General features: G+C 39.8%; 25 protein-coding genes and 1 pseudogene. 15 read left to right on the forward strand and 11 right to left on the reverse strand.

Translation table 11 applies throughout. The annotated features are described in order from the left end of the window. The first annotated feature begins 317 nt into the window (after positions 1-317). Both J671_RS13315 and J671_RS13320 read left to right on the forward strand, forming a co-directional pair. Positions 318-2,015: an NAD-dependent malic enzyme gene (locus J671_RS13315; RefSeq protein WP_000623106.1), complete on the forward strand. Its 1,698-nt coding sequence runs from the start codon at positions 318-320 to the stop codon at positions 2,013-2,015. Positions 2,016-2,246: 231 nt separating this feature from the next. Further along, entirely contained in the window at positions 2,247-2,684 is a 438-nt protein-coding gene (locus J671_RS13320; protein WP_031982554.1) for a hypothetical protein, read from the forward strand. A gap of 136 nt (positions 2,685-2,820) precedes the next feature. Here J671_RS13320 and J671_RS13325 read toward each other — a convergent pair whose 3' ends face one another. Beyond that, positions 2,821-3,741, reverse strand: coding sequence for a Dyp-type peroxidase (locus tag J671_RS13325; protein ID WP_002054269.1), 921 nt, complete (start codon positions 3,739-3,741; stop codon positions 2,821-2,823). Positions 3,742-3,899: 158 nt separating this feature from the next. Between J671_RS13325 and J671_RS13330 the strand changes: the two genes are divergently transcribed. Then, positions 3,900-4,526: a LysE family transporter gene (locus tag J671_RS13330; protein WP_031982556.1), complete on the forward strand. Its 627-nt coding sequence runs from the start codon at positions 3,900-3,902 to the stop codon at positions 4,524-4,526. 1 nt (position 4,527) lies between these two features. Here the strand turns inward: J671_RS13330 and znuB are convergent, their stop codons facing one another. The 3 genes from znuB to J671_RS13345 are packed head-to-tail and all read right to left on the reverse strand — an operon-like array spanning position 4,528 to position 6,599. Next, positions 4,528-5,337, reverse strand: a complete 810-nt coding sequence (gene znuB, locus J671_RS13335; RefSeq protein WP_000970833.1) for a zinc ABC transporter permease subunit ZnuB — start codon at positions 5,335-5,337, stop codon at positions 4,528-4,530. Between the two features lie 3 nt (positions 5,338-5,340). Beyond that, the gene (znuC, locus tag J671_RS13340; RefSeq protein WP_004705942.1) at positions 5,341-6,129 is read right to left on the reverse strand and encodes a zinc ABC transporter ATP-binding protein ZnuC; all 789 of its coding nucleotides are present in this window, start codon (positions 6,127-6,129) and stop codon (positions 5,341-5,343) included. Further along, the gene (locus tag J671_RS13345; protein WP_002054239.1) at positions 6,102-6,599 is read right to left on the reverse strand and encodes a transcriptional repressor; all 498 of its coding nucleotides are present in this window, start codon (positions 6,597-6,599) and stop codon (positions 6,102-6,104) included. The genes znuC and J671_RS13345 overlap by 28 nt, the downstream gene beginning before the upstream one ends. Before the next feature lie 127 nt (positions 6,600-6,726). Here J671_RS13345 and J671_RS13350 point away from each other — a divergent pair, with 127 nt between their 5' ends. The 10 genes from J671_RS13350 to J671_RS13390 all read left to right on the forward strand — a co-directional run bounded on the left by J671_RS13350 (position 6,727) and on the right by J671_RS13390 (position 14,903). Beyond that, positions 6,727-7,566, forward strand: a complete 840-nt coding sequence (locus J671_RS13350) for a metal ABC transporter solute-binding protein, Zn/Mn family (protein WP_031982557.1) — start codon at positions 6,727-6,729, stop codon at positions 7,564-7,566. Between the two features lie 170 nt (positions 7,567-7,736). Further along, positions 7,737-8,135 (forward strand): ATP synthase subunit I, encoded by a 399-nt coding sequence (locus J671_RS0104515; protein ID WP_004705940.1) that lies wholly within the window; start codon positions 7,737-7,739, stop codon positions 8,133-8,135. Positions 8,136-8,239: 104 nt separating this feature from the next. Next, on the forward strand, positions 8,240-9,115 hold the full coding sequence (gene atpB, locus J671_RS13355) for a F0F1 ATP synthase subunit A (RefSeq protein WP_031982558.1): 876 nt from the start codon (positions 8,240-8,242) through the stop codon (positions 9,113-9,115). Positions 9,116-9,199: 84 nt separating this feature from the next. Beyond that, positions 9,200-9,445 (forward strand): F0F1 ATP synthase subunit C, encoded by a 246-nt coding sequence (gene atpE / locus J671_RS13360; protein WP_000424060.1) that lies wholly within the window; start codon positions 9,200-9,202, stop codon positions 9,443-9,445. 38 nt (positions 9,446-9,483) lie between these two features. Next, a complete protein-coding gene (locus J671_RS13365) occupies positions 9,484-9,954 on the forward strand; it encodes a F0F1 ATP synthase subunit B (protein WP_002054137.1) in 471 nt (156 codons plus the stop codon). A gap of 12 nt (positions 9,955-9,966) precedes the next feature. Continuing rightward, positions 9,967-10,503 (forward strand): F0F1 ATP synthase subunit delta, encoded by a 537-nt coding sequence (locus J671_RS13370; protein ID WP_004705938.1) that lies wholly within the window; start codon positions 9,967-9,969, stop codon positions 10,501-10,503. Between the two features lie 46 nt (positions 10,504-10,549). Next, complete coding sequence (atpA, locus tag J671_RS13375; protein WP_031982560.1) at positions 10,550-12,094, forward strand: F0F1 ATP synthase subunit alpha; 1,545 nt, start codon at positions 10,550-10,552, stop codon at positions 12,092-12,094. 77 nt (positions 12,095-12,171) lie between these two features. Then, entirely contained in the window at positions 12,172-13,041 is an 870-nt protein-coding gene (gene atpG / locus J671_RS13380; RefSeq protein ID WP_002114131.1) for a F0F1 ATP synthase subunit gamma, read from the forward strand. A gap of 30 nt (positions 13,042-13,071) precedes the next feature. Further along, positions 13,072-14,466, forward strand: a complete 1,395-nt coding sequence (gene atpD / locus J671_RS13385; RefSeq protein WP_002054158.1) for a F0F1 ATP synthase subunit beta — start codon at positions 13,072-13,074, stop codon at positions 14,464-14,466. 17 nt (positions 14,467-14,483) lie between these two features. Next, a complete protein-coding gene (locus J671_RS13390; protein ID WP_002054176.1) occupies positions 14,484-14,903 on the forward strand; it encodes a F0F1 ATP synthase subunit epsilon in 420 nt (139 codons plus the stop codon). A gap of 61 nt (positions 14,904-14,964) precedes the next feature. Here J671_RS13390 and J671_RS13395 read toward each other — a convergent pair whose 3' ends face one another. The 4 genes from J671_RS13395 to J671_RS13410 form a co-directional block, all read right to left on the reverse strand. Next, positions 14,965-15,564, reverse strand: a complete 600-nt coding sequence (locus J671_RS13395; RefSeq protein WP_022574383.1) for a hypothetical protein — start codon at positions 15,562-15,564, stop codon at positions 14,965-14,967. 144 nt (positions 15,565-15,708) lie between these two features. Continuing rightward, positions 15,709-16,254 carry a glutathione peroxidase gene (locus J671_RS13400; protein ID WP_016803497.1) on the reverse strand — a complete coding sequence of 182 codons (546 nt, stop codon included), beginning with the start codon at positions 16,252-16,254 and terminating at the stop codon, positions 15,709-15,711. A 121-nt stretch (positions 16,255-16,375) separates the two neighbouring features. After that, positions 16,376-17,140 (reverse strand): AraC family transcriptional regulator, encoded by a 765-nt coding sequence (locus J671_RS13405; RefSeq protein ID WP_031982563.1) that lies wholly within the window; start codon positions 17,138-17,140, stop codon positions 16,376-16,378. A 21-nt stretch (positions 17,141-17,161) separates the two neighbouring features. Continuing rightward, the gene (locus tag J671_RS13410; protein ID WP_031982564.1) at positions 17,162-18,376 is read right to left on the reverse strand and encodes an MFS transporter; all 1,215 of its coding nucleotides are present in this window, start codon (positions 18,374-18,376) and stop codon (positions 17,162-17,164) included. Between the two features lie 134 nt (positions 18,377-18,510). Here J671_RS13410 and J671_RS13415 point away from each other — a divergent pair, with 134 nt between their 5' ends. Next, positions 18,511-19,164, forward strand: a complete 654-nt coding sequence (locus tag J671_RS13415; RefSeq protein WP_081404890.1) for a TetR/AcrR family transcriptional regulator — start codon at positions 18,511-18,513, stop codon at positions 19,162-19,164. A 105-nt stretch (positions 19,165-19,269) separates the two neighbouring features. Next, positions 19,270-20,190 (forward strand): DMT family transporter, encoded by a 921-nt coding sequence (locus tag J671_RS13420; protein WP_002054284.1) that lies wholly within the window; start codon positions 19,270-19,272, stop codon positions 20,188-20,190. A 393-nt stretch (positions 20,191-20,583) separates the two neighbouring features. On the opposite strand, the gene J671_RS13425 is transcribed toward J671_RS13420, so the two are convergent. The 3 genes and pseudogenes from J671_RS13425 to J671_RS13430 form a co-directional block, all read right to left on the reverse strand. Then, positions 20,584-21,153, reverse strand: coding sequence for an L-threonylcarbamoyladenylate synthase (locus J671_RS13425; RefSeq protein WP_000633612.1), 570 nt, complete (start codon positions 21,151-21,153; stop codon positions 20,584-20,586). A gap of 50 nt (positions 21,154-21,203) precedes the next feature. Then, positions 21,204-22,330: pseudogene (dprA, locus tag J671_RS0104520) on the reverse strand (DNA-processing protein DprA). Between the two features lie 20 nt (positions 22,331-22,350). Next, positions 22,351-23,505, reverse strand: a complete 1,155-nt coding sequence (locus tag J671_RS13430) for a LysM peptidoglycan-binding domain-containing protein (RefSeq protein ID WP_031982567.1) — start codon at positions 23,503-23,505, stop codon at positions 22,351-22,353. Between the last annotated feature and the right edge of the window lie 39 nt (positions 23,506-23,544).

The raw sequence follows: 23,544 nt of genomic DNA on the forward strand, positions 1-23,544 counted from the left end.
TAGGCAATATTTTTTAAATTATAAGGTAGTAAAACACTTGGTATTTTTTATGAAAATGTAAGCTAGTAAGAAAATATAAGATTTTAAGTCAGATATAGAGTTAATTAAGAATAATTTTAAAAAAGATGAAAAATGTAAGTAATTAATTTTTAATATTAATTTTGTTGTATGTTTTTTCTAAATAGTATTCAATTTCAATATCACGGTTTAAAATACCTATTTTGTATTAAATAGTCTTAAGCTTACACATACAACGAGCTTTAGAGAGTGCTGAAACTGTACTTTTCGGAGTTCTAAGCTGGAAAATGAGATAGGCAATGATATCAGGACACCCAAGTAAACACCCACTTTATATCCCTTATGCAGGCTATACACTTTTAGAGTTACCCCTTTTAAATAAAGGGTCCGCTTTCACTCAAGAAGAAAGAAGTAACTTTAACTTACACGGGTTACTTCCACATATTATTGAAACAATTGAAGAGCAAAGCCAACGCTCTTATCAGCAATATTGCGCTTTCAATGATGATATTAATAAGCACATCTATTTACGTAATATCCAAGATACCAACGAAACTCTGTTCTACCATTTAATTGAAAATCATCTTGAAGAGATGATGCCAATTATTTACACGCCAACCGTGGGTGAAGCATGTCAACGTTTCTCTGATATCTATCGCCGTCATCGTGGTGTTTTCATTTCATATCCAGATCGCGATGTGATTGATGATATTTTGCAAAACGTTAATAAAAATAATGTCAAAGTCATCGTGATTACAGATGGTGAACGTATTTTAGGCCTTGGTGACCAAGGCATTGGCGGCATGGGTATTCCAATTGGAAAACTTTCGCTTTATACCGCATGTGGTGGTATTAGCCCTGCATACACATTGCCAATCACAATCGATGTAGGGACGAATAACCCTCAATTATTAAATGACCCGATCTACATGGGATGGCGTCAACCACGTATTAGTGGTGATGAGTATTATGAATTTGTAGATATGGTGATTGAAGCTGTAAAACGTCGTTGGCCAAAAGCACTCATCCAGTTTGAAGATTTCGCACAAAAAAATGCGATGCCATTATTAGAAAAATATCGTGATAAAATTTGTTGTTTCAATGATGACATTCAAGGAACAGCAGCTGTTTCTGTTGGTAGTCTAATTGCTGCAAGCCGTGCAGCAGGTAAACAATTAAAAGATCAGAAAATTGCTTTCTTAGGTGCGGGTTCAGCGGGTTGTGGTATTGCGGAGCAAATCGTTGCACAAATGGTTTCAGAAGGTCTAACCGATGCTGAAGCACGTGCTCGTGTTTACATGGTAGATCGTTTTGGTTTGATCACTGAAAATCAGCCGAACCTATTAGACTTCCAGCGTAAATTAGCTCAGAAAGCTGAAGTAGTAGACCAATGGGGCAACATTGAAGAAGTAATTTCACTACTTGATGTTGTTAAAAATGCCAAGCCTACAGTGTTAATCGGTGTTTCTGGTCAGCCAGGCCTATTCACCGAAGAAATTATTAAGACCATGGCTGCCAATTGTGAACGACCAATTGTGATGCCGTTATCTAACCCGACTTCACGTGTGGAAGCTGTGCCGGCTGATATTGTGGAGTGGACTGAAGGTAAAGCATTAATTGCAACGGGTAGCCCATTTGCACCTGTAAATCATCACGGCAAGCTTTACAATATTTCGCAGTGCAATAACTCATACATCTTCCCTGGTATTGGTTTAGGTGTAGTAGCATCAGGCGCTAAACGCGTTACAGAAAACATGCTTATGGCATCAAGTAGTGCTTTAGCAGACTGTTCACCGTTGCTGAAAGATCCACAAGCTGACTTATTGCCACCTTTAGGCGAAATTCAACAAGTGTCTAAAGTGATTGCATTTGAAGTGGCAAAAGCTGCAATGGCAGACGGCGTGGCTGTAACCATTAGTGATGATTTACTTAAGCAGAAGATTGATCAATCGTTCTGGAAACCAGAATACCGTAAATATAAGCGTATTCCTTTCTAAAATATTGGACGTGTAAAAAAGGGAGTAAGATACTCCCTTTTTTATTAACTTAATTTGGCTATAAAGGCTTTTGAATCTCATAAAATAAAATAGATGATTCACCTTTTATAAATGCATATTATTAATCTATATTCATAAGTTTTTCTGTGTTTAATATTAGATATACTTGCTAGCTAATAGCTTTAATTAAGATGAGTTTTTTAAATAGCACAGAATTATGAGTACTTTTTCATGAAAAATATTTATATTTTAATTTTTATAGGCGCTTTAATGGCTTGTAGCGATAAAAGTCCAGATAAAACTCAACATGATGCTAATCATAAGTCAGATGTGGTGCAGATGGATAAAAATCAATCAGACTCTGCTGTAAGTGAAAAGAAAGAGAGTGCGGAGAAGGGGCTTAAAACAGCTGATCAAGTGGGGGAAATCTCTTGTTCAAATCCAAATATTACGCAATGGTATGGTTTTAATGAGAGTGTTGCTGAGCCTAAATGTGAAGTCGTAAAGAACTTTCAACTGTCAGCTTATAAGTGTGATATCTCTAAAAACGCCTTTGGTGAAAATAAAGACGCTATTTTGCTAGAAAATCAAGATAAACGAATTTTTGTTTATTCCACTTTTAAAGACTGTAATGAAATGCTTGAAATAAGAAATGCGAATGGGCCTTAAGTTTATATTTAAGAGTGATTTTTATTAATTTATAAAGGTAAAGATAATATTTTTGTAGAATGTCAAAGTACACGTTTTTTTCTTTGGTTTTAAATAAAAAAGTAGCTACCGTGGTGATAGCTACTTTTTAAAAAACTTAATCCTCTAAAATTTCTTCTAGCAATTCTTCACTTGGTGCAAAGTAATATGCGCCGTCTAGTGGTGTCACGAAGTGCAGTAAGCGGTCATGAATGCCATCCCCACTTGTACCAAACATACGCTTTAACATCGCATCAATAATGTTCAGGTCTTTGGTGTAGGCAATGAAGAATAGGCCTTGATCACCTCGACCATCACCGTAAGGTAAGCTGTGACGTAAAATTTCCATTTCTTCGCCTTCATCATCTTCAACGACAGTACGAGCGACATGGGCATTTTCCGGTTTAACATCATCATCTAATTCAATAGATTCAAGCTTGGTACGGCCCATGACATTTTCTTGTGCGTCGACTTTAAGTTTTTTCCATTTTTCCAAGTCGTGTGCATAGCGCTGCGCAAAGATGAAACTACCATCTGCAAATACTCCAGCACTTTCTGGGAGGAGGGCGGTTTCTGCGCGGTCGTCTGGAAATTGAGGATTTTCAGTACCATCTATAAAGCCAGTAATATCTCGACCATCGAAGTAACGGAAACAAACACGCTCATCCAGAACCTCAACTTTATCTTTAATGCCTTCAAAAAATGCTTGGCTTAAAGCAAAACAAATATCAGAACGCATACTGGCAATGTGGATAAGCACATCAGCTGGTACGACGGGCATGTTGAATGCACCATTTTCTGGTTCAAGTTGTTTAAAGCCAGCAGGAGATTGACTGTAAAGCTGTTTCCAAAGTTCTGGACCAAAAGCGACTGCTGTTTTAATTTGCGCGTCTGAATGCTGAGTAATGAGACGGTCACGTGTTTCGAATAAAGCTTCGAGTTGTTCTTTTAATTCAGCAATTGTTAGATCTTTTAAACGAAGAACAATAAAACGGGCATGATCAGATGGTAATGGCAAAATGACAGATTGAGCAGTCATTAGAAGATCTCTCCTCAATTATAATTTAGTATGAGTTTTAATTATTGTGCCTGATGCGAAGAGCTGTTAGTAGTCTATTTATTGATTTTATTGTTTGAATTATCGCCGCGATAGTTTTATAAAACGGTATAATTCCACTTTTATTGTCTATTTTCGCTATGTCTTTGCAAGTTTGGTTTGCTTATATGTTGGCCTGTTGGGTCATTAGTATTTCTCCGGGAGCAGGGGCTATTGCTTCTATGTCGAGCGGCTTAAATTATGGCTTTAGACATGGCTACTGGAATGCAATTGGCTTGCAAATCGCCTTGTTAATTCAAATCATGATTGTGGCGGCAGGGGTAGGCGTTTTATTTGCAACGACTCCATTAGCTTTTCAGGCTGTTAAGTGGTTTGGGGTGGCTTATTTGCTGTATTTAGCTTATTTGCAGTGGACTGCACCAGTAAAAGACATCGAAATTCAACACGAAAAAAAGGATAAATCTGTTTCTGCTCTGCTATTCAATGGCTTTGTGGTCAATATCAGTAACCCTAAAGCCATCGTATTTTTGTTGGCAGTTTTGCCTCAGTTCTTAGATTTAAGCAAACCCCAATGGATACAATATCTGATTATGGCAGCCACTATGGTTACGATTGATTTGATTGTAATGGCTGGATATACAGGGCTGGCTTCAAAAGTTTTAAGATTACTTCGTTCGCCTAAACAGCAAAAATATTTGAACCGTGGTTTTGCTGTCATGTTTAGTTGTGCGGCGTTATTACTCAGCACAGTTCATCAAGCGACCTGATTTAGGCTGCTTGAGTTTGGTTTTTGATTTTTTGAAGCATAAAAATAAGAGCAAAACTCAACGCCATACATAAAACAATACTGAGGCCAGTTGAGATATTAAGTGCTGCGCTTGACCATAGGCCAACACTGACACCGAGTTGAGCTAAAACAAAAGCCCAAATAACCATTTGCTTTGGTGAATGAGCGAGTAGTCGAGCGCTCAACGCTGGAATAACCAGTAAAGCACCCATTAAAAGTGAACCTACTGCACGTAAAGCTAATACTGTAAATAAGGCTAGCAGTAACATAAAAATGAGACGCTGCCATTTCGCATTTACCCCTTCACTAATCGCAATGTCTGGATCAATGGCAATTTGGATTTGAGGCTGCCAAAAGCGATAAAGAATTGCCAGTGATACTGCAATAATTAATGTGAAAACAGGTAGGTCTGGCCAATCAATACTTAATAAGTCACCAAACAAATAACTCAAAAGTTCTGGTCTTAAACTCGGAACATGTTGAATAAACAGAAGGCCACTACATAGTAAAGTTGCTGAGCATAAGGCAAGTAGAGCATCGTTTGGCAAGCGATTGTCATGCAGTGCCCATAAAATAGCGACTAATAAAATAGCCGTCCCTGCCACGCCAAGCCAGAGAGGGAGGCTTAAGGCACCAGCAATTGCTACCCCAAGTAAGGTTCCATGTGCCATCGTGTCTGCAAAAAAAGACATACGTCTCCATAGCATGAGACAACCAAGTGGTGCGGTCAAAAAGACCAATAAGGTTCCCATAATCCATGCGGGCAACAATAATTGTAACCATTCCATCATGGCTTAAGCTTCCGGTTCTGGGTGAATGTGAGGTCTACTATTGTGAGGGCAGGGGTGTGCTGCATCACCATGTGCACAGTGGTCATGATGGTGCTGGTAAAAAACTCGCTGAGTGCCAAATATTGCCTGATACTCAGGATGCTGTTGAATATTCTCAGGTAAACCGCTGCAACATATATGCTTGTTTAAACAAACAACTCTATGCGTCCCTTGCATAACCCATTGTAGGTCATGTGAAACAATTAAAATGGCGCAACCATAACGCTCCGGCAGACTACGTACATATTCATAAAGCTCAGCTTCAGATTGAATATCTAGACCCTGCATCGGTTCATCAAGAACAAGAATATCTGGCTTCCTAAGTAAAGCACGTGCGAGCAACACACGTTGGCGCTCTCCACCAGAAAGCTGTTGTACTTTTGATTGTTGTAGCTTGGCAATACCAGTATCTTGAATAATTTCTTGGCGAAGGGCAGGGCTACATTTTTCAAGATCTAATAGATCTTGAACACGTAAAGGAAGACTATGAGAGGGATTAAACTTTTGAGGGACATAAGCCATTTTTAGTTTTTTATCGCTTATGACACGTCCGCTACTTGGTTTTAAAATTCCAAGTAGAACTTTAATTAAAGTCGACTTACCCGCACCATTTGGACCAATTAATGTCACAATTTCATTTTGATGCAGATCAAAATCGACTTTTTTTAATATATCCCGATCATCACGGTGAACAGAAACCTGTTCCAGTTGAATCAATACAGGATTTAGCGAGCTGTGCGGCACTGCTGGCATTTCCCCGAAATTTCAATAATGCTGTGTTGTGCTGTGAAATCATCTAAAGCTGCAAGTTGGTCGAGTTGTTGAGTCAGACCTTGTGAAGATGCTTCTTTAACAGTGTGACATTCGGTGCAAATTAAGAATGCAGCCTGATGTCCTTCACGTGGATGACAGCATGGAATATAAGCATTAATAGATGTTAAGCGATGAATTAGACCTTTTTCTAATAAGAAGTCTAAAGTTCTATAAACAGTTGGAGGAGCGGCAGGGCGATCGGTTTGACTTTTAATACGTGCTAATAAGTCGTACGCACCCATTGGGCCTGAAGCATTTAAAATGAGTTCAAGAACTTCTTTACGTAAAGGCGTAAGACGTGCGCCAACCGCAGAACATAAAGTTTCTGCTTCAGCTAAACGACTTGCGACATTATGGTGATCATGTACACCATGTAAAGAATCATGATGTTCATGCGTGCAAGAACTCATAGACATAACCTCAAATTTTTAATGGAATATTAGCATGAAGCGATGCTTCATTCGATTAATCTTAGGTATTTTTGTAACTTTGTTATATTATAACATGCTTCGAGCTATTACTAATTGATGGTCTGTCATGTTCCGCGTTTTTGTTTTCAGTATGTTCTCTTTAATGAGTACGTTAGGTTGGAGTCAGGGTTTGGTTGTCTCTACACACCCAATCTATTTGATTGCAAAAGAAATTACCAAAGGCGTTGAAGAGCCTCAGTTGTTGCTTCAAGGTCAAAGCGGGCATGACGTACAACTCACCCCAGCGCATCGTAAAGCAATCAATGATGCTTCTTTAGTGATCTGGTTAGGAAAAGCTCATGAAGCTCCTTTAAACAAATTGCTGAGTAACAATAAGAAAGCAATTTCTTTATTAGACAGTGGTATTCTTTCTGTTTTGCCACAGCGTAATACGCGTGGCGCTGCTTTACCAAATACTGTAGATACGCATGTCTGGTTAGAACCAAACAATGCAGTGCGGATTGGCTTTTTTATTGCGGCTTTGCGTTCACAGCAGCATCCTGAAAGTAAAGCGAAATATTGGAATAATGCCAATGTATTTGCTCGGAATATGTTACAGGCAGCTCAAGCTTATGATAGCTCAAGTAATGGAAAACCATATTGGTCTTATCATGATGCTTATCAGTATTTGGAACGCTCGCTTAATTTAAAGTTTGCAGGTGCTTTAACGGATGACCCGCATGTTGCGCCTACAGCGGCTCAAATTAAGTATCTTAATGATAATCGACCAAAACCTCAGATGTGTTTACTTGCAGAAAGTTTCACAACAAAAGGTCAATATCAGAAACTGGGCAGTATTACCTTCCAACCCGTTGATGAAAGTATGAATAATGAGGACGATTTTGTAACAGCATGGAAGAAACTGGCTATAAAAACCGATAAATGTGTATTAAATACGCAAAAGTAAGATAAAAAGTAAACAAAGGCTGACTGTAGCGTCAGCACCACCTGTCACGAAAAACCCCGACTAAAGTCGGGAAAAGATTGCATGTTCAGGGGTGTAACTCTATAATGCCTGCGATTAAAAGCGATCATCAGCTAAACTTGTCAAGCATTTATGCTGTGAGTGGATAAATAATGAGCCAAACTAGTCGCTTGATTGACCGACGATTAGCAAAAGCTTTGGTCTTCTTACAAGCATGCATGATCCCTGTTTCCGCACTTGTGGCGTGGAGCATAAAAGACATGACAGCAGCATTAAGTGCGGCACTTGGTGCATTGGTCTGCTGGCTTGCTACCAGTTATTTTGCGTGGCAATCCTTCAGAACAGCAGGTGCGAGAGCATCGAAACAAGTGCTGTCTAACATGTATAGGGGCATGTTAGGCAAATTTGCAATCATGATCGTTGGATTTATTTTGATTTTGAGCAATGTTAAACCTTTATCACCGTTAGCATTGCTGTTTGGTTTTATCCTCGTTCAAATGATGTCGTGGGTTGCTCCTTTTTGGGTTTCACGTCTACAAAAACGAGTATAGAAACAAGAAGAATTGAAGATTTTTTGGAGGGTGGCGAGATATCGACAGTACGCCGATGTTCGTTTCCCTTCTTTTTAGTAATTGACATTGACCAGGTGTGATTTATGGCTGCTGAAGAACATGCCCTCACTTCGACAGAGTATATCAAGCATCACTTGACCAATATGACCTATGGCAAAATGCCAGACGGTACATGGAAATTGGCTGAGACTGCTGAAGAAGCTCATTCGATGGGGTTCACTGCAATTCACTTGGATTCAATGGGTTGGTCAATTGGCCTTGGTGTGATTTTCTGTTTGTTGTTTTGGATGGTTGCGAAAACTGCGAAAGCTGGCGTTCCAACAAAATTCCAATCTGCAATTGAAATGATCATTGAGTTTGTTGACTCAAGTGTCCGTGATACTTTTCATGGCAAATCACGTTTAATCGCTCCACTTGCACTCACTATTTTCGTGTGGATTTTCCTCATGAACTTAATGGACTTGATTCCAGTTGACTGGATTCCTCAAGTTGCTGCATTTGTTGGTGCTAACGTATTTGGTATGGACCCTCACCACGTTTACTTCAAGATCGTTCCATCTACAGATCCAAACATTACCCTTGGTATGTCTTTATCTGTATTTGTTCTTATCTTGTTCTACAGCATCCGCGAGAAGGGTGTTGGCGGTTTCGTAGGCGAGTTGGCACTTAACCCATTTAACCCAAGTAATCCAGTTGCAAAAGCGTTGCTTATTCCAGTGAACTTGATTTTGGAATTGGTAACATTCCTTGCTCGTCCTATTTCATTGGCTCTCCGACTATTCGGTAACATGTATGCCGGTGAGTTAATCTTTATCCTGATCGCATTATTGCCGTTCTGGATTCAATGGGCGTTATCTGTGCCTTGGGCGATCTTCCACATTCTTGTAATCACGTTGCAGGCATTCATCTTTATGATGCTTACCATCGTTTACTTGAGCATGGCAAGCGAAAAACATTAATGGTATTGCCTAACTATCAAATGATGGTTGGGCTGAATTTTTTTAATTTAATTTGGTAATAACCTAACCTCTGAGGAATTTTTCATGGAACTCACTTTAGGTCTAGTTGCAATTGCATCTGCTATCTTGATCGCTTTCGGTGCTTTGGGTACTGCGATTGGTTTTGGTCTTTTGGGTGGTCGCTTTTTAGAAGCTGTAGCTCGTCAACCAGAATTAGCTCCACAACTTCAAACTCGTATGTTCTTAATCGCGGGTCTTCTTGATGCTGTGCCTATGATCGGTGTTGGTATTGGCTTGTTCTTCATCTTCGCTAATCCATTTGTAGGTTAATCAGCTTAATTCCTAAATCCACTATTTGAGGAATTGCAATGAATATCAACCTCACATTGATTGGTCAAGCGATTGCGTTTGCGTTTTTTGTCGCATTCTGCATGAAGTTTGTTTGGCCACCACTAATCAATGCGATTAGTGAGCGTCAGCGTAAAATCGCTGATGGCTTAAATGCAGCAGAAAAAGCGAAAGCTGATCTTGCCGATGCACAAGCGCAAGTGAAGCAAGAGCTTGATGCAGCTAAAGCACAAGCGGCTCAATTGATCGAACAAGCGAACCGTCGTGCAGCGCAATTGATCGAAGAAGCTCGTACTCAAGCTGCGGCTGAAGGTGAGCGTATTCGTCAACAAGCTAAAGAAGTTGTTGATCAAGAGATCAATTCTGCTCGCGAAGAATTACGTCAACAAGTAGCTGCCTTGGCAGTGACTGGTGCAGAAAAGATCCTGAACCAACAAGTTGATGCAGAAGCTCATAACGCCATGCTGTCTCAGCTGGCTGCTAAACTTTAAGCGAGGCGAATTATGGCTGAACTCTTGACGTTGGCACGTCCGTATGCCAAAGCAGCATTTGCTTATGCTTCTGAGCAAGGTGCAACAGACAATTGGTCGAATGCGTTACAAGTGCTCAGTGCTGCGGTGCAAGACGAAGCATTTTCCGCTTATTTAAATCGCCCTGAACTTACTCCTGCGGAGCAAGTGAAGCTTTTTGCTAAAGTTTTAGGTGAAGATCAATCTCAAGCAGTGTCTAACTTTTTGACACTTCTTGCAGATAACGATCGATTAGTGTTGTTACCTGAAATTGCAGCAGAATATGAACAGCTTAAATCACAGAATAACAATACGGTTGATGTCGTGATTGAATCGGCGTTTCCGTTAACTTCTGTTCAGGAACAATTGCTTGCACATGCGTTAGAAAAACGCTTCAAGGCAGCAGTTAATGTTTCTGTCGAAGTTAATCCTGCTTTGATTGCAGGTGTGGTTATTCGTGCAGGCGATCAAGTGATAGATGATTCTGCGCTTAACAAGCTTGAAAAAATGCGTACTCGTCTTCTTGCATAATGCAAATGATGAAGACTGAACTAATAAAAGATTGAGGAATAGCGCAATGCAACAACTGAATCCATCCGAGATCAGTGCGCTCATTAAACAGCGTATCGGAGATCTGGACACCAGCGCGACCGCTAAAAACGAAGGTACCATTGTTATGGTATCCGACGGTATCGTGCGTATTCACGGTCTTGCTGATGCAATGTACGGTGAAATGATCGAATTCGACGGCGGCTTATTTGGTATGGCACTGAACCTAGAACAGGATTCAGTGGGTGCCGTTGTTTTAGGTAACTACCTAAGCCTTCAAGAAGGTCAAAAAGCTCGTTGTACAGGTCGTGTTTTAGAAGTTCCAGTTGGTCCTGAACTTCTTGGCCGTGTAGTAGATGCTTTGGGTAACCCAATTGATGGTAAAGGCCCAATTGATGCAAAATTAACTGATGCTGTTGAAAAAGTAGCACCAGGCGTAATTTGGCGTCAATCTGTAGACGAGCCTGTTCAAACTGGTTATAAATCAGTTGATACCATGATTCCTGTGGGTCGTGGTCAGCGTGAGTTGATTATTGGTGACCGTCAAACTGGTAAAACAGCAATGGCGATCGATGCGATTATCGCTCAGAAAAACTCTGGCATTAAGTGTGTATACGTTGCGATTGGTCAAAAACAATCAACAATTGCAAACGTTGTACGTAAGCTAGAAGAAACTGGCGCTATGGCGTATACAACTGTTGTCGCTGCTGCGGCTGCTGATCCTGCTGCAATGCAGTACTTAGCTCCGTACTCTGGCTGTACAATGGGTGAATACTTCCGTGACCGCGGTGAAGACGCTCTTATCATTTATGATGATTTGTCTAAGCAAGCTGTTGCTTACCGTCAAATTTCATTGCTTTTACGTCGTCCACCAGGTCGTGAAGCGTATCCAGGTGACGTATTCTATCTTCACTCACGTCTTCTTGAACGTGCTTCTCGTGTATCTGCTGAATACGTTGAGAAATTCACTAATGGCGCAGTAACTGGTCAAACTGGTTCTTTAACTGCATTGCCAATTATTGAAACTCAAGCAGGTGACGTATCTGCATTCGTACCAACGAACGTAATTTCGATTACTGACGGTCAGATCTTCTTAGAAACATCATTATTCAACGCAGGTATCCGTCCTGCTGTGAACGCGGGTATCTCTGTATCTCGTGTTGGTGGTTCTGCTCAAACTAAGATCATCAAAAAATTGTCTGGTGGTATCCGTACTGCTTTAGCACAATACCGTGAATTGGCTGCGTTTGCTCAGTTTGCTTCTGACCTTGACGAAGCAACTCGTAAGCAACTTGAACATGGTCAACGCGTAACTGAGTTAATGAAGCAAAAACAATATGCTCCTTACTCAATTGCTGACCAAACTGTTTCTGTTTATGCATCTAACGAAGGCTATATGGCTGACGTAGAAGTTAAGAAAATCGTAGACTTTGATGCTGCGTTAATTGCTTACTTCCGTTCTGAATATGCTCCGTTGATGAAACAAATCGATGAAACTGGTGATTACAACAAAGACATCGAAGCAGCAATCAAAGCAGGTATTGAAAGCTTTAAAGCGACTCAAACTTACTAAGTTCAGTTTTAGTTAAGTTTGGTTCACGGATCAACCTTCGGAAGCTCGAAAGGGCTTTCGAATACTAGGTTAAGCGTATGGCAAATTTAAAAGAAATTCGCGCCAAAGTAGCTAGTATCAAGAGCACGCAAAAGATTACTCGCGCGATGCAAATGGTAGCTGCTTCTAAAATGCGTCGTGCGCAAGAGCGCATGGCTCAAGGCCGTCCGTATGCCGATAATATGCGCCGTGTAATTGCTCACTTGGTACAAGCAAACCCTGAATATAAACACCGTTATATGGTTGACCGCCCAGTTAAGCGTGTTGGCTATATCGTAGTGTCTTCAGATCGTGGTTTGGCAGGTGGCTTGAACATTAACTTGTTCAAGAAAGTTGTGCAGCATGTCAAAGCACAACAACAGCAGTCAATTGAAGTTGAATTTGCTTTAATTGGTCAAAAAGCGGTTTCGTTTTTTAAGAATTACGGCGGTAAAGTGCTTGGTGCAACTACCCAACTTGGCGATGCGCCGAGTTTGGAACAGTTAACTGGCTCAGTGCAAGTTATGCTTGATGCATTTGATAAAGGCGAGTTAGATCGTATCTATCTCGTATCAAATGGCTTCGTTAATGCAATGACTCAGCAGCCTAAAGTAGAACAACTTGTTCCTTTAGCACCAGCAGAAGAAGGCGATGACCTCAACCGTACTTATGGTTGGGATTATATCTACGAACCAGAAGCAGAAGAATTGTTAAATGGTTTGTTGGTTCGCTATATCGAGTCTATGGTTTATCAAGGTGTGATTGAAAACGTTGCATGTGAGCAGTCAGCTCGTATGGTCGCGATGAAAGCAGCGACAGACAACGCAGGACAATTGATTAAAGACCTACAACTCATTTACAACAAGCTGCGTCAAGCCGCGATTACTCAGGAAATTTCCGAGATCGTTGGCGGTGCCGCTGCCGTTTAACATTATTAAGTTTGAATTGAGGAGACAGCAATGAGTAGCGGTCGTATCATTCAGATCATCGGCGCGGTTATCGACGTCGAGTTTGAGCGCACAAGCGTTCCTAAGATCTATGACGCTCTCCAAGTTGACGGTACTGAAACTACTTTAGAAGTTCAGCAACAACTTGGTGATGGTGTTGTTCGTACCATCGCAATGGGTTCTACAGAAGGTCTTAAACGTGGTCTTACTGTAACTAGCACAAACGCACCGATCTCTGTTCCAGTTGGTACAGCCACTCTTGGCCGTATCATGGACGTTTTAGGTCGTCCTATCGATGAAGCAGGTCCTGTTGCGACTGAAGAACGTTTGCCGATTCACCGTCAAGCGCCTTCTTATGCTGAACAAGCAGCTTCTACTGATCTTTTAGAAACTGGTATTAAAGTAATTGACTTACTTTGCCCGTTCGCAAAAGGTGGTAAAGTTGGTTTATTCGGTGGTGCGGGTGTTGGTAAAACCGTTAACATGATGGAATTGATCAACAACATCGCAAAAGCACACTCAGGTTTATCTGTGTTTGCTGGTGTTGGTGAGCGTACTCGTGAAGGTAACGACTTCTATCACGAAATGAAAGATTCTAACGTTCTTGACAAAGTAGCAATGGTCTACGGTCAGATGAACGAGCCACCAGGTAACCGTTTACGCGTAGCGTTAACTGGTTTGACTATGGCTGAATACTTCCGTGATCAAAAAGACGAAAATGGTAAAGGTCGTGACGTATTATTATTCGTCGACAACATCTACCGTTATACACTTGCGGGTACGGAAGTATCAGCATTGTTAGGTCGTATGCCATCTGCGGTAGGTTACCAACCTACACTTGCAGAAGAAATGGGTGTTCTTCAAGAGCGTATTACGTCTACTAAATCTGGTTCGATCACTTCGATCCAAGCAGTATACGTACCTGCCGATGACTTAACAGACCCATCGCCTGCAACTACATTTGCTCACTTAGATGCAACAGTAGTATTGAGCCGTGACATCGCATCTTCTGGTATTTATCCAGCGATCGATCCACTTGACTCGACTTCACGTCAGTTAGACCCATTAGTTGTTGGTCAAGAGCACTATGAAATTGCGCGCGCAGTACAAAACGTATTGCAACGCTATAAAGAGCTTAAAGACATCATCGCAATCTTGGGTATGGATGAATTGGCAGAAGAAGATAAATTGGTTGTTTACCGTGCGCGTAAAATCCAACGTTTCTTCTCTCAACCATTCCACGTAGCTGAAGTATTTACTGGTGCTCCTGGTAAATTAGTACCACTTAAAGAAACGATTCGTGGCTTTAAAGGTCTATTAGCTGGTGAATACGATCACATCCCAGAACAAGCGTTCTATATGGTTGGTGGTATTGACGAAGTGATTGCTAAAGCTGAGAAACTCTAATTTAAGGAGATCATCTCATGGCGACTATGCAATGTGATGTCGTAAGTGTTAAAGAGTCTATTTACTCTGGCGCAGTGACGATGTTAATCGCGAAAGGTGCAGGTGGTGAACTTGGTATTTTGCCAGGTCACGCTCCACTTGTAACTTTGCTTCAACCGGGCCCGATTCGTGTTCTGTTGGAAAATGGTACAGAAGAAATCGTCTATGTATCTGGCGGTGTTTTAGAAGTTCAACCTCATGTTGTAACGGTTCTTGCAGATACTGCAATCCGTGCTGACAATTTGGATGAAGCTGCAATTTTAGAAGCACGTAAAAATGCTGAACAATTGCTTGCAAACCAAAAGAGTGATTTGGACTCAGCTGCTGCTTTGGCGTCTCTTTCAGAGATCTCAGGCCAGCTTGAAACAATCCGTAAAATCAAAAACCGCGCTCAATAAGACGCGGTTCGAGATTGAAAAAGCCACCTTACGGTGGCTTTTTTTATTGCTAGAAAGAAAATTAAGAATCAGTTTTTGAATCAGACTTTTCATCTCCTGCCATAATCAGTGCAGCAAGTTTGACCATATCCATTTGGATGGTATTGAGTTGCTTCTCAATTTGGTCGAAATCAATTTGTTCTAATTTCCCATTTAATAAAGGCATACTTAAAGCTTGTTGGTTTGCTTGTAGTAAGTTTTGGCGAATATTTTCAACTTCCTGACTTCTTATATCTAAAGTCAATAGTGCTTGATTTAAGCCTTTTAACTGCTGTTTTAAAGTGGTCACAGTTGTTTTTAGTTCTTGTTGATCTTTATCTTGGATGGCTTGCTCAACATCAAGTTGAGTGTCTTTAAGCTTTTCAATATAGTCGCCTGCCTTTAACTGTAAGTTAGCTGCATCACGAACGATATAAAAAACATTACCGCTTTTTAACTCAGCTTTATTTTTGGTAGGTACGATTTCTTGTTGAGAATCATCTGCTTGTTCTGATACTTCGTCATTGGTTTGAGCAGATTCTTGTTCCTTAGCATGGTCTTGTGCCTGATCGCATCCAAGTAACAACATACCTGAAGCAAAAATCACAAATGGAAAAAATGCGCCTTGTAAAACTTTTTTCATAACTACAAACAATACCAAGTAAAGCAAGTGCGTACTATATGCATAAAATATGTAGAAATAAGGTATTGTTGCAAATGAACAACATTTTGACCAGACAATAAAAAGAGTGCCGTAGCACTCTTTTTTCTTAAATTGCGCTAAAAATTATTTAGCGAGTTCAGCTTCAACTGCTTTTACAATTTGTTCATCGTCTGCTGTTAAGTTTGGCGCAAAACGAGCAACAACTTCACCATTTTTATTGATGAGGAATTTCTCAAAGTTCCATAATACTTCTGGAGCAGGGTTTGTTGGAATGCCTAAACCTTCTAAACGCTCACGGAAAGGACCTTCACCAATGCGTTCTGGTTGAGCTGTTGTCAGTGCTTGATAAAGAGGATGTTTATCTGCACCTGCTACAGAAATTTTAGAGAAAAGCGGGAAATGAACATCGTAGTTTAATGAACAGAATTGTTGAATTTCTTCATCTGAACCAGGCTCTTGTTCTTTGAAGTTATTTGCAGGGAAACCTAAGATTTCAAGACCTTGATCTTTTTTCGCTTGATAAAGCTTTTCTAAACCTTCGTATTGTGGAGTTAAACCACATTTAGATGCTGTGTTTACGATTAATAAAACCTTACCTTTATATTGGTCAAGGTCAACCGTTTCGCCTGAAATAGCTTTTACTGGAATATGGTATACAGATTGAGTCATGTGTCTTTCCTGAAGATTGTAATTGATATCAAGTAACGCATTTGTTTTAACTGCTATTCTTGAGGAGTGCAATAATATTCGTGTTCAAAAAATAAAAAGAGAAGAAAAAACTGTCTGCGATCTAATTGTTTCTGATTTGAACAGGTGTTTGACCTGTATATCTTTTAAAAAATTCAATAAAACTGGAACTGTGTTGGTAACCTAAATCGTATGCTAAACGTTTAATGGGCATACCTTGTCGAATTTGATGAATGGCATAAACAATTTTAGCTCTATTACGCCATTCCGATAAAGAAAGTTGTAATTCTTGTTGGCTTAAGCGCAATAAATGGCGATCACTGACAGAAAAATTCTGCAGTAATTGTTGTAAAGATTGATTAAAAAACAAGGGGTCTGAAAGCTTTTCCAAAATTGGCAATAAAACAGGATGTCGTGTTTGTGGCAAATAATGAGAATATGCGGTGGCTTGCTGTAATTGATCGAATAAAACTTGCAGAAGGTGTACTAAATATTCAGGTTTTCCATTTTGTTTTTGCTGTTCCAGAATTTGTAAAACTAGAGTTCGAAAGAAAGGCTGAATGCTAAAGCACTTACAGACATTACCTAAAATAGAACATAAACGAGGGTGGAGGCGGATACAAATATAGTGAATTTCATGATCGATATGAGTAGATTGATGAACCGTTTGAGGTGGAATCCAAAGCCCATAGCTTGGAGGTGACAAATAGATTTGTTCTTCTACCTGCATTTCCAAAATACCATTCAAACTGAAATTAAAATCTCCCCAAAGTGAAGCATGAGGACGAACAATATCTTCTTTTTCATATAGAAACTCATGAACTTCTATATCATTCAATAAAGAAAATTGTTGGTCCTCATTTTTCATCTACTTACTCTGAATAATATTTTAGTTTTCACAAGTCGCTTTAGGATTATTTAAGCCTTTGGCAAAGGTAAATGTACTAATTAATGCTAAAGCAACGAAGCTTAATACACCATAAATTAAAGTATTTTCATTGAAATGATCAACTACATAACCACCTAATAATGAACCTGTAGCAATCATGACTTGAAACATGCCAACAAAAAGCGGCATACCTTTTTCTACAGCATGGGGTGCGTGTACAAACATCCAAATATTGGCAGAGGTAGGAAAGGCACCGAATGCGAAGCCCCATAGCGCAGTAAGAACGATGGCACCAAATTCATGAATAGCAAAGATAGGGAAGCCAAAAAATACGATTGCAAAACATGTCCCAACAAATGCGAGTGTGTAACGAACATTTAAGTTGCCACTATACCCTGCAAATGCATTTCCAAAGATACCAGCAATTCCGTAAAGTAATAATAATGAACTAATAGTAGTGCCATTAAACCCTGCAATATTCTTAAAAAAAGGCGCTAAATAACTATAGGCACAGAAATGAGCAAGACCAATTAATAAAACAATAAGCATACCACTACGTGCTTTGGGTGTGCGTAATAGTGCAGGTAAATCACGAATATGAATGGCTGACTCTGGTAAAAGTTTTGGTAAGAAAATAAGCTGAAGGACGAGTACAACAAGGCCAATCGCAGCGGTAATACCAAATGCACTACGCCACCCATAAAACTCGCTTAGCCAAGTTCCAATCGGGACCCCTAATACAGTCGCAAAGGTTACCCCAGCCATGACTACAGCAGTTGCTTTAGCAATAGGCAAATGTGCAGGTGCCAGCTTGCCGCTTAACGCAATAGCTGTGGCCCAAAAGCCACCGATTGAGATACCTAAAATTAAGCGGCTCAGTAATAAAACATGAAAGTTTTCAGCAAAAGCAGTAATGGTATTGGCAATCACCATAATTGCAGTCAGTAAAATAAGCACGTAACGACGGTCAAGTTGTTTTACTGAAACAGGTAATAGAGGGGCTGCAATGGCTGCCATAATGCCAGGTACAGTAATAATAAGACCAGCGGTACCGACAGAAATATGTAAATCAGCTGCAACGCTATTTAAAACACCAACCGGTAAAAATTCACTTGTTACTAATGCAAATGCTGCAATGGCAACCGCCAAAATAGCAAACCAGCTCCCTTGTGTGGAAGTTATGGGTCGCGGTTTAGAGGTAGTAGATTGGTCCATAATAAATCCTTACTTGGCTAAATTTAGAGTGAAGAAAGGCAATTTTTAATTAACTAACGATCATTATGAAAATAAAATAGTTGATAAAAAATCGAACGTCAATTAATTTAATAACGATTGTTATAAAAATAGATGTGATCTTTATGACAAATAGGCATGAAACAGATCTTGTGGTTAATGAAGATACGTTGAAAAAGAAGCGTGGACGCCCTAAATGCTTTGATGAACAGCAAGTTTTAGAGAAGGCAATGTTGCTTTTTTGGGAACATGGTTATGAAGCAACGTCTATTAGTGACTTAACGCAGGCTTTAGAAATTACGGCGCCTAGTTTATACAGTACTTTTGGCGATAAGGCAGGCTTGTTTTATAAAAGTATTGATTATTACTTAGCTCATGAAGCATGTCCTATTGAAACGATCTTTTTAGAAGCAAAAACTGCAAAAATTGCTTTTGAGTTGTATCTTTATGACAATGTAAAACGATTGGTTCAACCCAATAAACCAGCAGGTTGTATGTTGGTGGTTGCAGCTATGAATTGCTCTGATGCGACACAAGAGGTCCAACAAAATCTATTAGATAAGCGTATAAAAACTAAAGAAAAATTATTAAAACGTTTGGAACAAGGTGTAGAGCAGGGTGATTTATCAGCTAATGCTCCTCTACAAGAAATGACAGACTTCTATGCTACTGTTATTCAAGGACTGACTATTCAAGCGAGAGATGGCGCGACCACTGAGCAACTACATAAAGTGGTAGAACATGCCATGAAAGCTTGGACATTATTTTAAAAAATTAATGATGTCCTAAGTTCAATATCAATGTCGGAAATGCGATATTTCAATTTATTAAGACATTCTTCAAAATAAAATCTCTTTTGTAGATGGTGTATTACTATGAGTCAGGTCATGAAATATCACAAATGGGCATTTATTTTTCCCATTCTGGCAGTACTGATTTGGTCTTTAAATATTGTAGTCACCCGCTACGTCTCGGATTATATTTCTCCAGTTAGCATTAGTTTTTATCGGTGGTTAATTGCCTTTATTATTTTGACTCCATTTATGTTTATATCTGTTTGGAGACAAAGACGAATAGTAATACCCTATTTACCTAAGCTTGCTGTGTTAAGTGCATTTGGGATGGTGCTTTATCAAGGCCTTGCTTATACGGCGGCTCATTATACCAGTGCAACTAATATGGGTATTGTTAATGCCTTTATTCCGATTTTTACTATTTTTGTTTCTCTTGCGATTTTAAAAGATGTACCTAATCGTTTTGCTGTTTTTGGTAGTATTTTATCTTTTGCGGGTTTGCTATATGTCATGTCCCAAGGAAATATTAATAAGCTATTAAGTGGTGGAGGGCATCTTGGTGATGCGCTCATGATTGTTGCTGTATTCTTCTATGCATTTTATGGGGTTTTCTTAAAGAAATGGCAGCTTCCACTTCCAATTATGACGAGCTTATATGTCCAGATTGGGTTTTCTGTGCTGTTCCATTTACCTTTAATTTTCTGGTTTGGTCTTGATGGCTTAAATGCACAAAATGCGCCAAGTGCAATTTATGCCGGTGTATTTGCTTCTTTAATTGCGCCGTTAGTTTGGATGTTGGCTGTACAACAAATCGGGCCAAATAGAACCAGTATATTTATGAACCTTGTACCAGTGTTCACAGCCATTATTGCAAGCCTCTGGTTATCTGAGCAGTGGACGATCTATCATACTTTCGGTGGGATTATGATTCTCGTGGGTATTATCATGGCACAAAAGAAGGTTAAATCTAAAAAATCAGATCTCCTGCCAGAGCAAAATTAAGAATAATAAAAAAACTATGGCATATTTTTAAAAAAAGTAATGAAAATATGCCAATTTTTTTGTTAATCCAAGCTTTTCTATATGATTTATAAATATATTTATAAAAATATTGTGTAATATAAATATTAAAAAAGACCAATAAAAATATTAATATAATTTTAACTTAATTGCTAAAAACGCCAAATTCCCTACACTTTTCATGCTTTTTTTAGAGAAATAATATATTTCTCTCATTTAATCTCTTACCACATAATAGCGACCACTACGAAAGATGCTCTTTTAAGCAATTTTTCTTTCGTTCCAGAGATATCCAAACCCTCTGGATGTGGTATATACCCATCCTTTTTTATGCTCAGTTATCCCTATATAACTGAGCTTTTTTTTTGTCTGGAATTAAGGACGAATGACTTCACCAGTTAAGGCGTTAATGATGCGGCTTGGCTGTTGGCTTTGACCTAAATCACCATTGAGATAGTTTAATTGTGAACCAAAGTATTGGCAGGCATCTTGTAAAGAATGGGCTGGTTCTTGTCCACTAGGGTTGGCACTCGTCGAGACAATAAATCCATGAAAAGCATTGCATAAAGCGACACATAAAGGATGTGTCGTTACACGGACTGCAACAAGAGGATGCTCGCCTTTAATCCATGAAGGAATGTGTTGATCGGCTGGCAATAGCCAAGTTGTGGCTCTTTCTGATGGTTGGTGGTTCGTCCAGCAATCAATAATTTCTTGCTGAGTCGTTTGCGGTAAGGAAGTTAGTAGATGTTCTACTTGACTAATATGGCCAGCCAATAAAATGACGCCCTTTTCAATAGGGCGCTGTTTCAATTCAAGAATCTTTTGAAAAGCTTGTTCATTAAATGGATCACAGCCTAGTCCCCAGACTGCCTCAGTTGGATATGCCAAAACTTGACCTTGTTGTAAACATTCGGCTGCTTCGGTCACTGAGGTCGTAATCATGGTAATACTTTCCTTTCAATCAAACAGAATCGCTATTGTGCGCTCTAATACTAAGAACGACAACGTAAATACAGCCCTGATTGTTGCATACATAAACCGAGTAGTTCTAGTTCCATTAGTGAAGAGGTCAGTTCAGAAACCGAAACATTATGATGAATTACAAGCTGGTCAATATTTTGTCCTACCCAGTCTAAAGACTGATAAAGATCAATCAAATGCTCAGGAATTTCTGAAGTATACGTATTAGTTTCTTCATTTTGACTTTGTTGCTGGCTTTGCCATTGAGTTGGTAAGGCGAGGTCTTCAATAATTTGTTCGGGATGATCAACTAAAATTGCTCCCTCACGAATAAGTTGATGGCATCCTTGATGGAACTCACTATAAATATGGCCCGGAATGGCGAATACGGTTTTGCCTTGTTCAGCAGCTTTATTGGCCGTGATGAGCGAGCCACTTTTTAATGTCGCTTCTACCACCAAAACGCCTAAACTTAAACCACTAACAATTCGGTTTCTACGTGGAAAATGCTGTTGTAATGGCGGTGTACCAGGTAAAAACTCAGTAATAATGGCGCCGTTCTGAGCCAAAATATGTTCTGCCAGTTTTTTATTTTGAGCTGGATAGGTAGTGTCTAGGCCCGTACCACTGCAATTGTACGTTGATGAGCGGATGCACCTTGATGAGCTGCTTCATCAATGCCATAAGCCAGACCACTACTAATAAAAAAGCCCTTTTCACTTAAGTAGTAGGCAAAATCATAAGCCACCTGACGTCCATGTGGGCTTGGTTTTCGGCTACCGACAATCGCAATTTGCGGTTGCAATAATGCCTGTGCCTGACCTTTTCCAAAAATAACAGGTGGATGATCTGTATAAGGGAGTAATTGAGTAGGGTAGCCAGAGTCATTGGGCGTCAAAATAAAATCAGTATGCTGCTGAACTTGTTGTATAAGCTGTTCGAACTGAGCTTGGCCTTGTGTCGTTTGAAATTCGTTTACACGCTTTAAGTGATTAGCATGTAGCCCCAGAGAGGACCACTTTGCTAAACCATCAGGTTGAGTTGCTTTTTCACAAATTCCAAAATAATCGATAATTTTTTTAAAACTAACTAATGAGTGCTGCACCAAATACCACACTTTAAGCGTGTGGTAATGGTGTGAAGAAAGTTGGGTGAGCATTGTAGAAGGTACATCCAACATTAATCATTAAAGCGAGGTGGCTGAATGCTTGAGCCGACTTTAATAGGCAAATCGCTTTCTAGAACATAGGCATAACTCAGCTGACCAAAAGTTCTAAAAACCATCAGACTCCCAATTTGTTGACCAGGAAGTTGAATCGCTTCTTTAGTTTTAGGATCGCGAATTGTCTCGCCTTGTTGTGTAATATCAAAAACTTGACCTACCTGAACACCTTGTGCTGTACCGCGGTCCAAAGTCACTACACTATGTTTTGCAGCTCTACCGATTGAACCCATGACACGAATAATTTTGCCACCATCAGTCACTTGTTTGGCATCTACTGGGTAAAATAAGGTTGGCAAAGTAGCTTGTTCTTCAGGCATAACACGATCGCCACGACGTACTTCAGCGTTATAACTATCTGTTAGCTCTAATGTAGTAATGTCTTTTTCAGAAGATACCGCAACACCTGAAGCAACCTGTAGTAGCTCAATACCAAGGCTATGCTTTTTACCTTTACTATCTGTGAAATAGTAAGGTTCACCTTCTCGATAGACTGCATAACGCTGACCATCAACTAGACCTTTTCCTCTTGCATAAATAGTTTGACCTTTTCCTGCAAGTACACGTTGGTCGGCTGTACCAACAACGTAAGGTGTGTTGGTAATTGAATCGGCTGGTAAAATAGTGCTGTTCTCTAGCCACTGTTTAATATGTTCAAGTGGAATAACTGGCACACTATTATTTAATGCTTCTACGCGAACTTGTGGTTGTAAGTTTGTGGTTTGGCCTGTGTAACGACGAATAATGCCTACACAGCCATCCCCTTCATCTTTGCCCACAAGTGGACGTCCATCTAAGCTACATAACAGTAATCGATCGCCCGGATAAATCCAGTGAGGGTTTTTAACATGTTGATTACTTGCCCAGATTTCAGGCCAACGCCATGGCTTATTGAGAAAATGGCCGGAAATATCCCATAGGGTATCCCCACGTTTTACAACATACACATTCGGTGCATTGCTTTTAAGAGAAGGTGGATTATGATTTGGACTGGCAGCATGAACCTCTGCTACCGTACCTAGTGCGACAGTTGTACAGAGTGCTAAAGCAAGTAAATGCTTCTTTATCCCCAAAGCATGAAATTCAGCCATGCCGTTAAAAACCTTTTTCATTCTGATAATTCCTAAAAATTATGCGTGCAGATGCGTTAT

The sequence above is a fragment of the Acinetobacter sp. 1130196 genome (genome assembly GCF_000588095.1).
GTDB lineage: Bacteria > Pseudomonadota > Gammaproteobacteria > Pseudomonadales > Moraxellaceae > Acinetobacter > Acinetobacter nosocomialis.

Excerpts from the sequence above, each read along its gene's own strand:
- J671_RS0104515 (WP_004705940.1), top strand. The coding sequence starts at position 7,737 with ATGAGCCAAACTAGTCGCTTGATTGACCGACGATTAGCAAAAGCTTTG.
- J671_RS13420 (WP_002054284.1), top strand. The coding sequence starts at position 19,270 with ATGAGTCAGGTCATGAAATATCACAAATGGGCATTTATTTTTCCCATT.
- J671_RS13365 (WP_002054137.1), top strand. The coding sequence starts at position 9,484 with ATGAATATCAACCTCACATTGATTGGTCAAGCGATTGCGTTTGCGTTT.
- atpA (WP_031982560.1), top strand. The coding sequence starts at position 10,550 with ATGCAACAACTGAATCCATCCGAGATCAGTGCGCTCATTAAACAGCGT.
- J671_RS13320 (WP_031982554.1), top strand. The coding sequence starts at position 2,247 with ATGAAAAATATTTATATTTTAATTTTTATAGGCGCTTTAATGGCTTGT.
- J671_RS13315 (WP_000623106.1), top strand. The coding sequence starts at position 318 with ATGATATCAGGACACCCAAGTAAACACCCACTTTATATCCCTTATGCA.
- J671_RS13405 (WP_031982563.1), bottom strand. The coding sequence starts at position 17,140 with ATGAAAAATGAGGACCAACAATTTTCTTTATTGAATGATATAGAAGTT.
- znuC (WP_004705942.1), bottom strand. The coding sequence starts at position 6,129 with ATGCCAGCAGTGCCGCACAGCTCGCTAAATCCTGTATTGATTCAACTG.
- J671_RS13390 (WP_002054176.1), top strand. The coding sequence starts at position 14,484 with ATGGCGACTATGCAATGTGATGTCGTAAGTGTTAAAGAGTCTATTTAC.
- J671_RS13400 (WP_016803497.1), bottom strand. The coding sequence starts at position 16,254 with ATGACTCAATCTGTATACCATATTCCAGTAAAAGCTATTTCAGGCGAA.
- J671_RS13395 (WP_022574383.1), bottom strand. The coding sequence starts at position 15,564 with ATGAAAAAAGTTTTACAAGGCGCATTTTTTCCATTTGTGATTTTTGCT.
- J671_RS13345 (WP_002054239.1), bottom strand. The coding sequence starts at position 6,599 with ATGAGTTCTTGCACGCATGAACATCATGATTCTTTACATGGTGTACAT.
- atpB (WP_031982558.1), top strand. The coding sequence starts at position 8,240 with ATGGCTGCTGAAGAACATGCCCTCACTTCGACAGAGTATATCAAGCAT.
- J671_RS13425 (WP_000633612.1), bottom strand. The coding sequence starts at position 21,153 with ATGATTACGACCTCAGTGACCGAAGCAGCCGAATGTTTACAACAAGGT.
- J671_RS13325 (WP_002054269.1), bottom strand. The coding sequence starts at position 3,741 with ATGACTGCTCAATCTGTCATTTTGCCATTACCATCTGATCATGCCCGT.
- J671_RS13370 (WP_004705938.1), top strand. The coding sequence starts at position 9,967 with ATGGCTGAACTCTTGACGTTGGCACGTCCGTATGCCAAAGCAGCATTT.
- J671_RS13430 (WP_031982567.1), bottom strand. The coding sequence starts at position 23,505 with ATGAAAAAGGTTTTTAACGGCATGGCTGAATTTCATGCTTTGGGGATA.
- atpG (WP_002114131.1), top strand. The coding sequence starts at position 12,172 with ATGGCAAATTTAAAAGAAATTCGCGCCAAAGTAGCTAGTATCAAGAGC.
- atpE (WP_000424060.1), top strand. The coding sequence starts at position 9,200 with ATGGAACTCACTTTAGGTCTAGTTGCAATTGCATCTGCTATCTTGATC.
- znuB (WP_000970833.1), bottom strand. The coding sequence starts at position 5,337 with ATGATGGAATGGTTACAATTATTGTTGCCCGCATGGATTATGGGAACC.
- atpD (WP_002054158.1), top strand. The coding sequence starts at position 13,072 with ATGAGTAGCGGTCGTATCATTCAGATCATCGGCGCGGTTATCGACGTC.
- J671_RS13410 (WP_031982564.1), bottom strand. The coding sequence starts at position 18,376 with ATGGACCAATCTACTACCTCTAAACCGCGACCCATAACTTCCACACAA.
- J671_RS13330 (WP_031982556.1), top strand. The coding sequence starts at position 3,900 with ATGTCTTTGCAAGTTTGGTTTGCTTATATGTTGGCCTGTTGGGTCATT.
- J671_RS13350 (WP_031982557.1), top strand. The coding sequence starts at position 6,727 with ATGTTCCGCGTTTTTGTTTTCAGTATGTTCTCTTTAATGAGTACGTTA.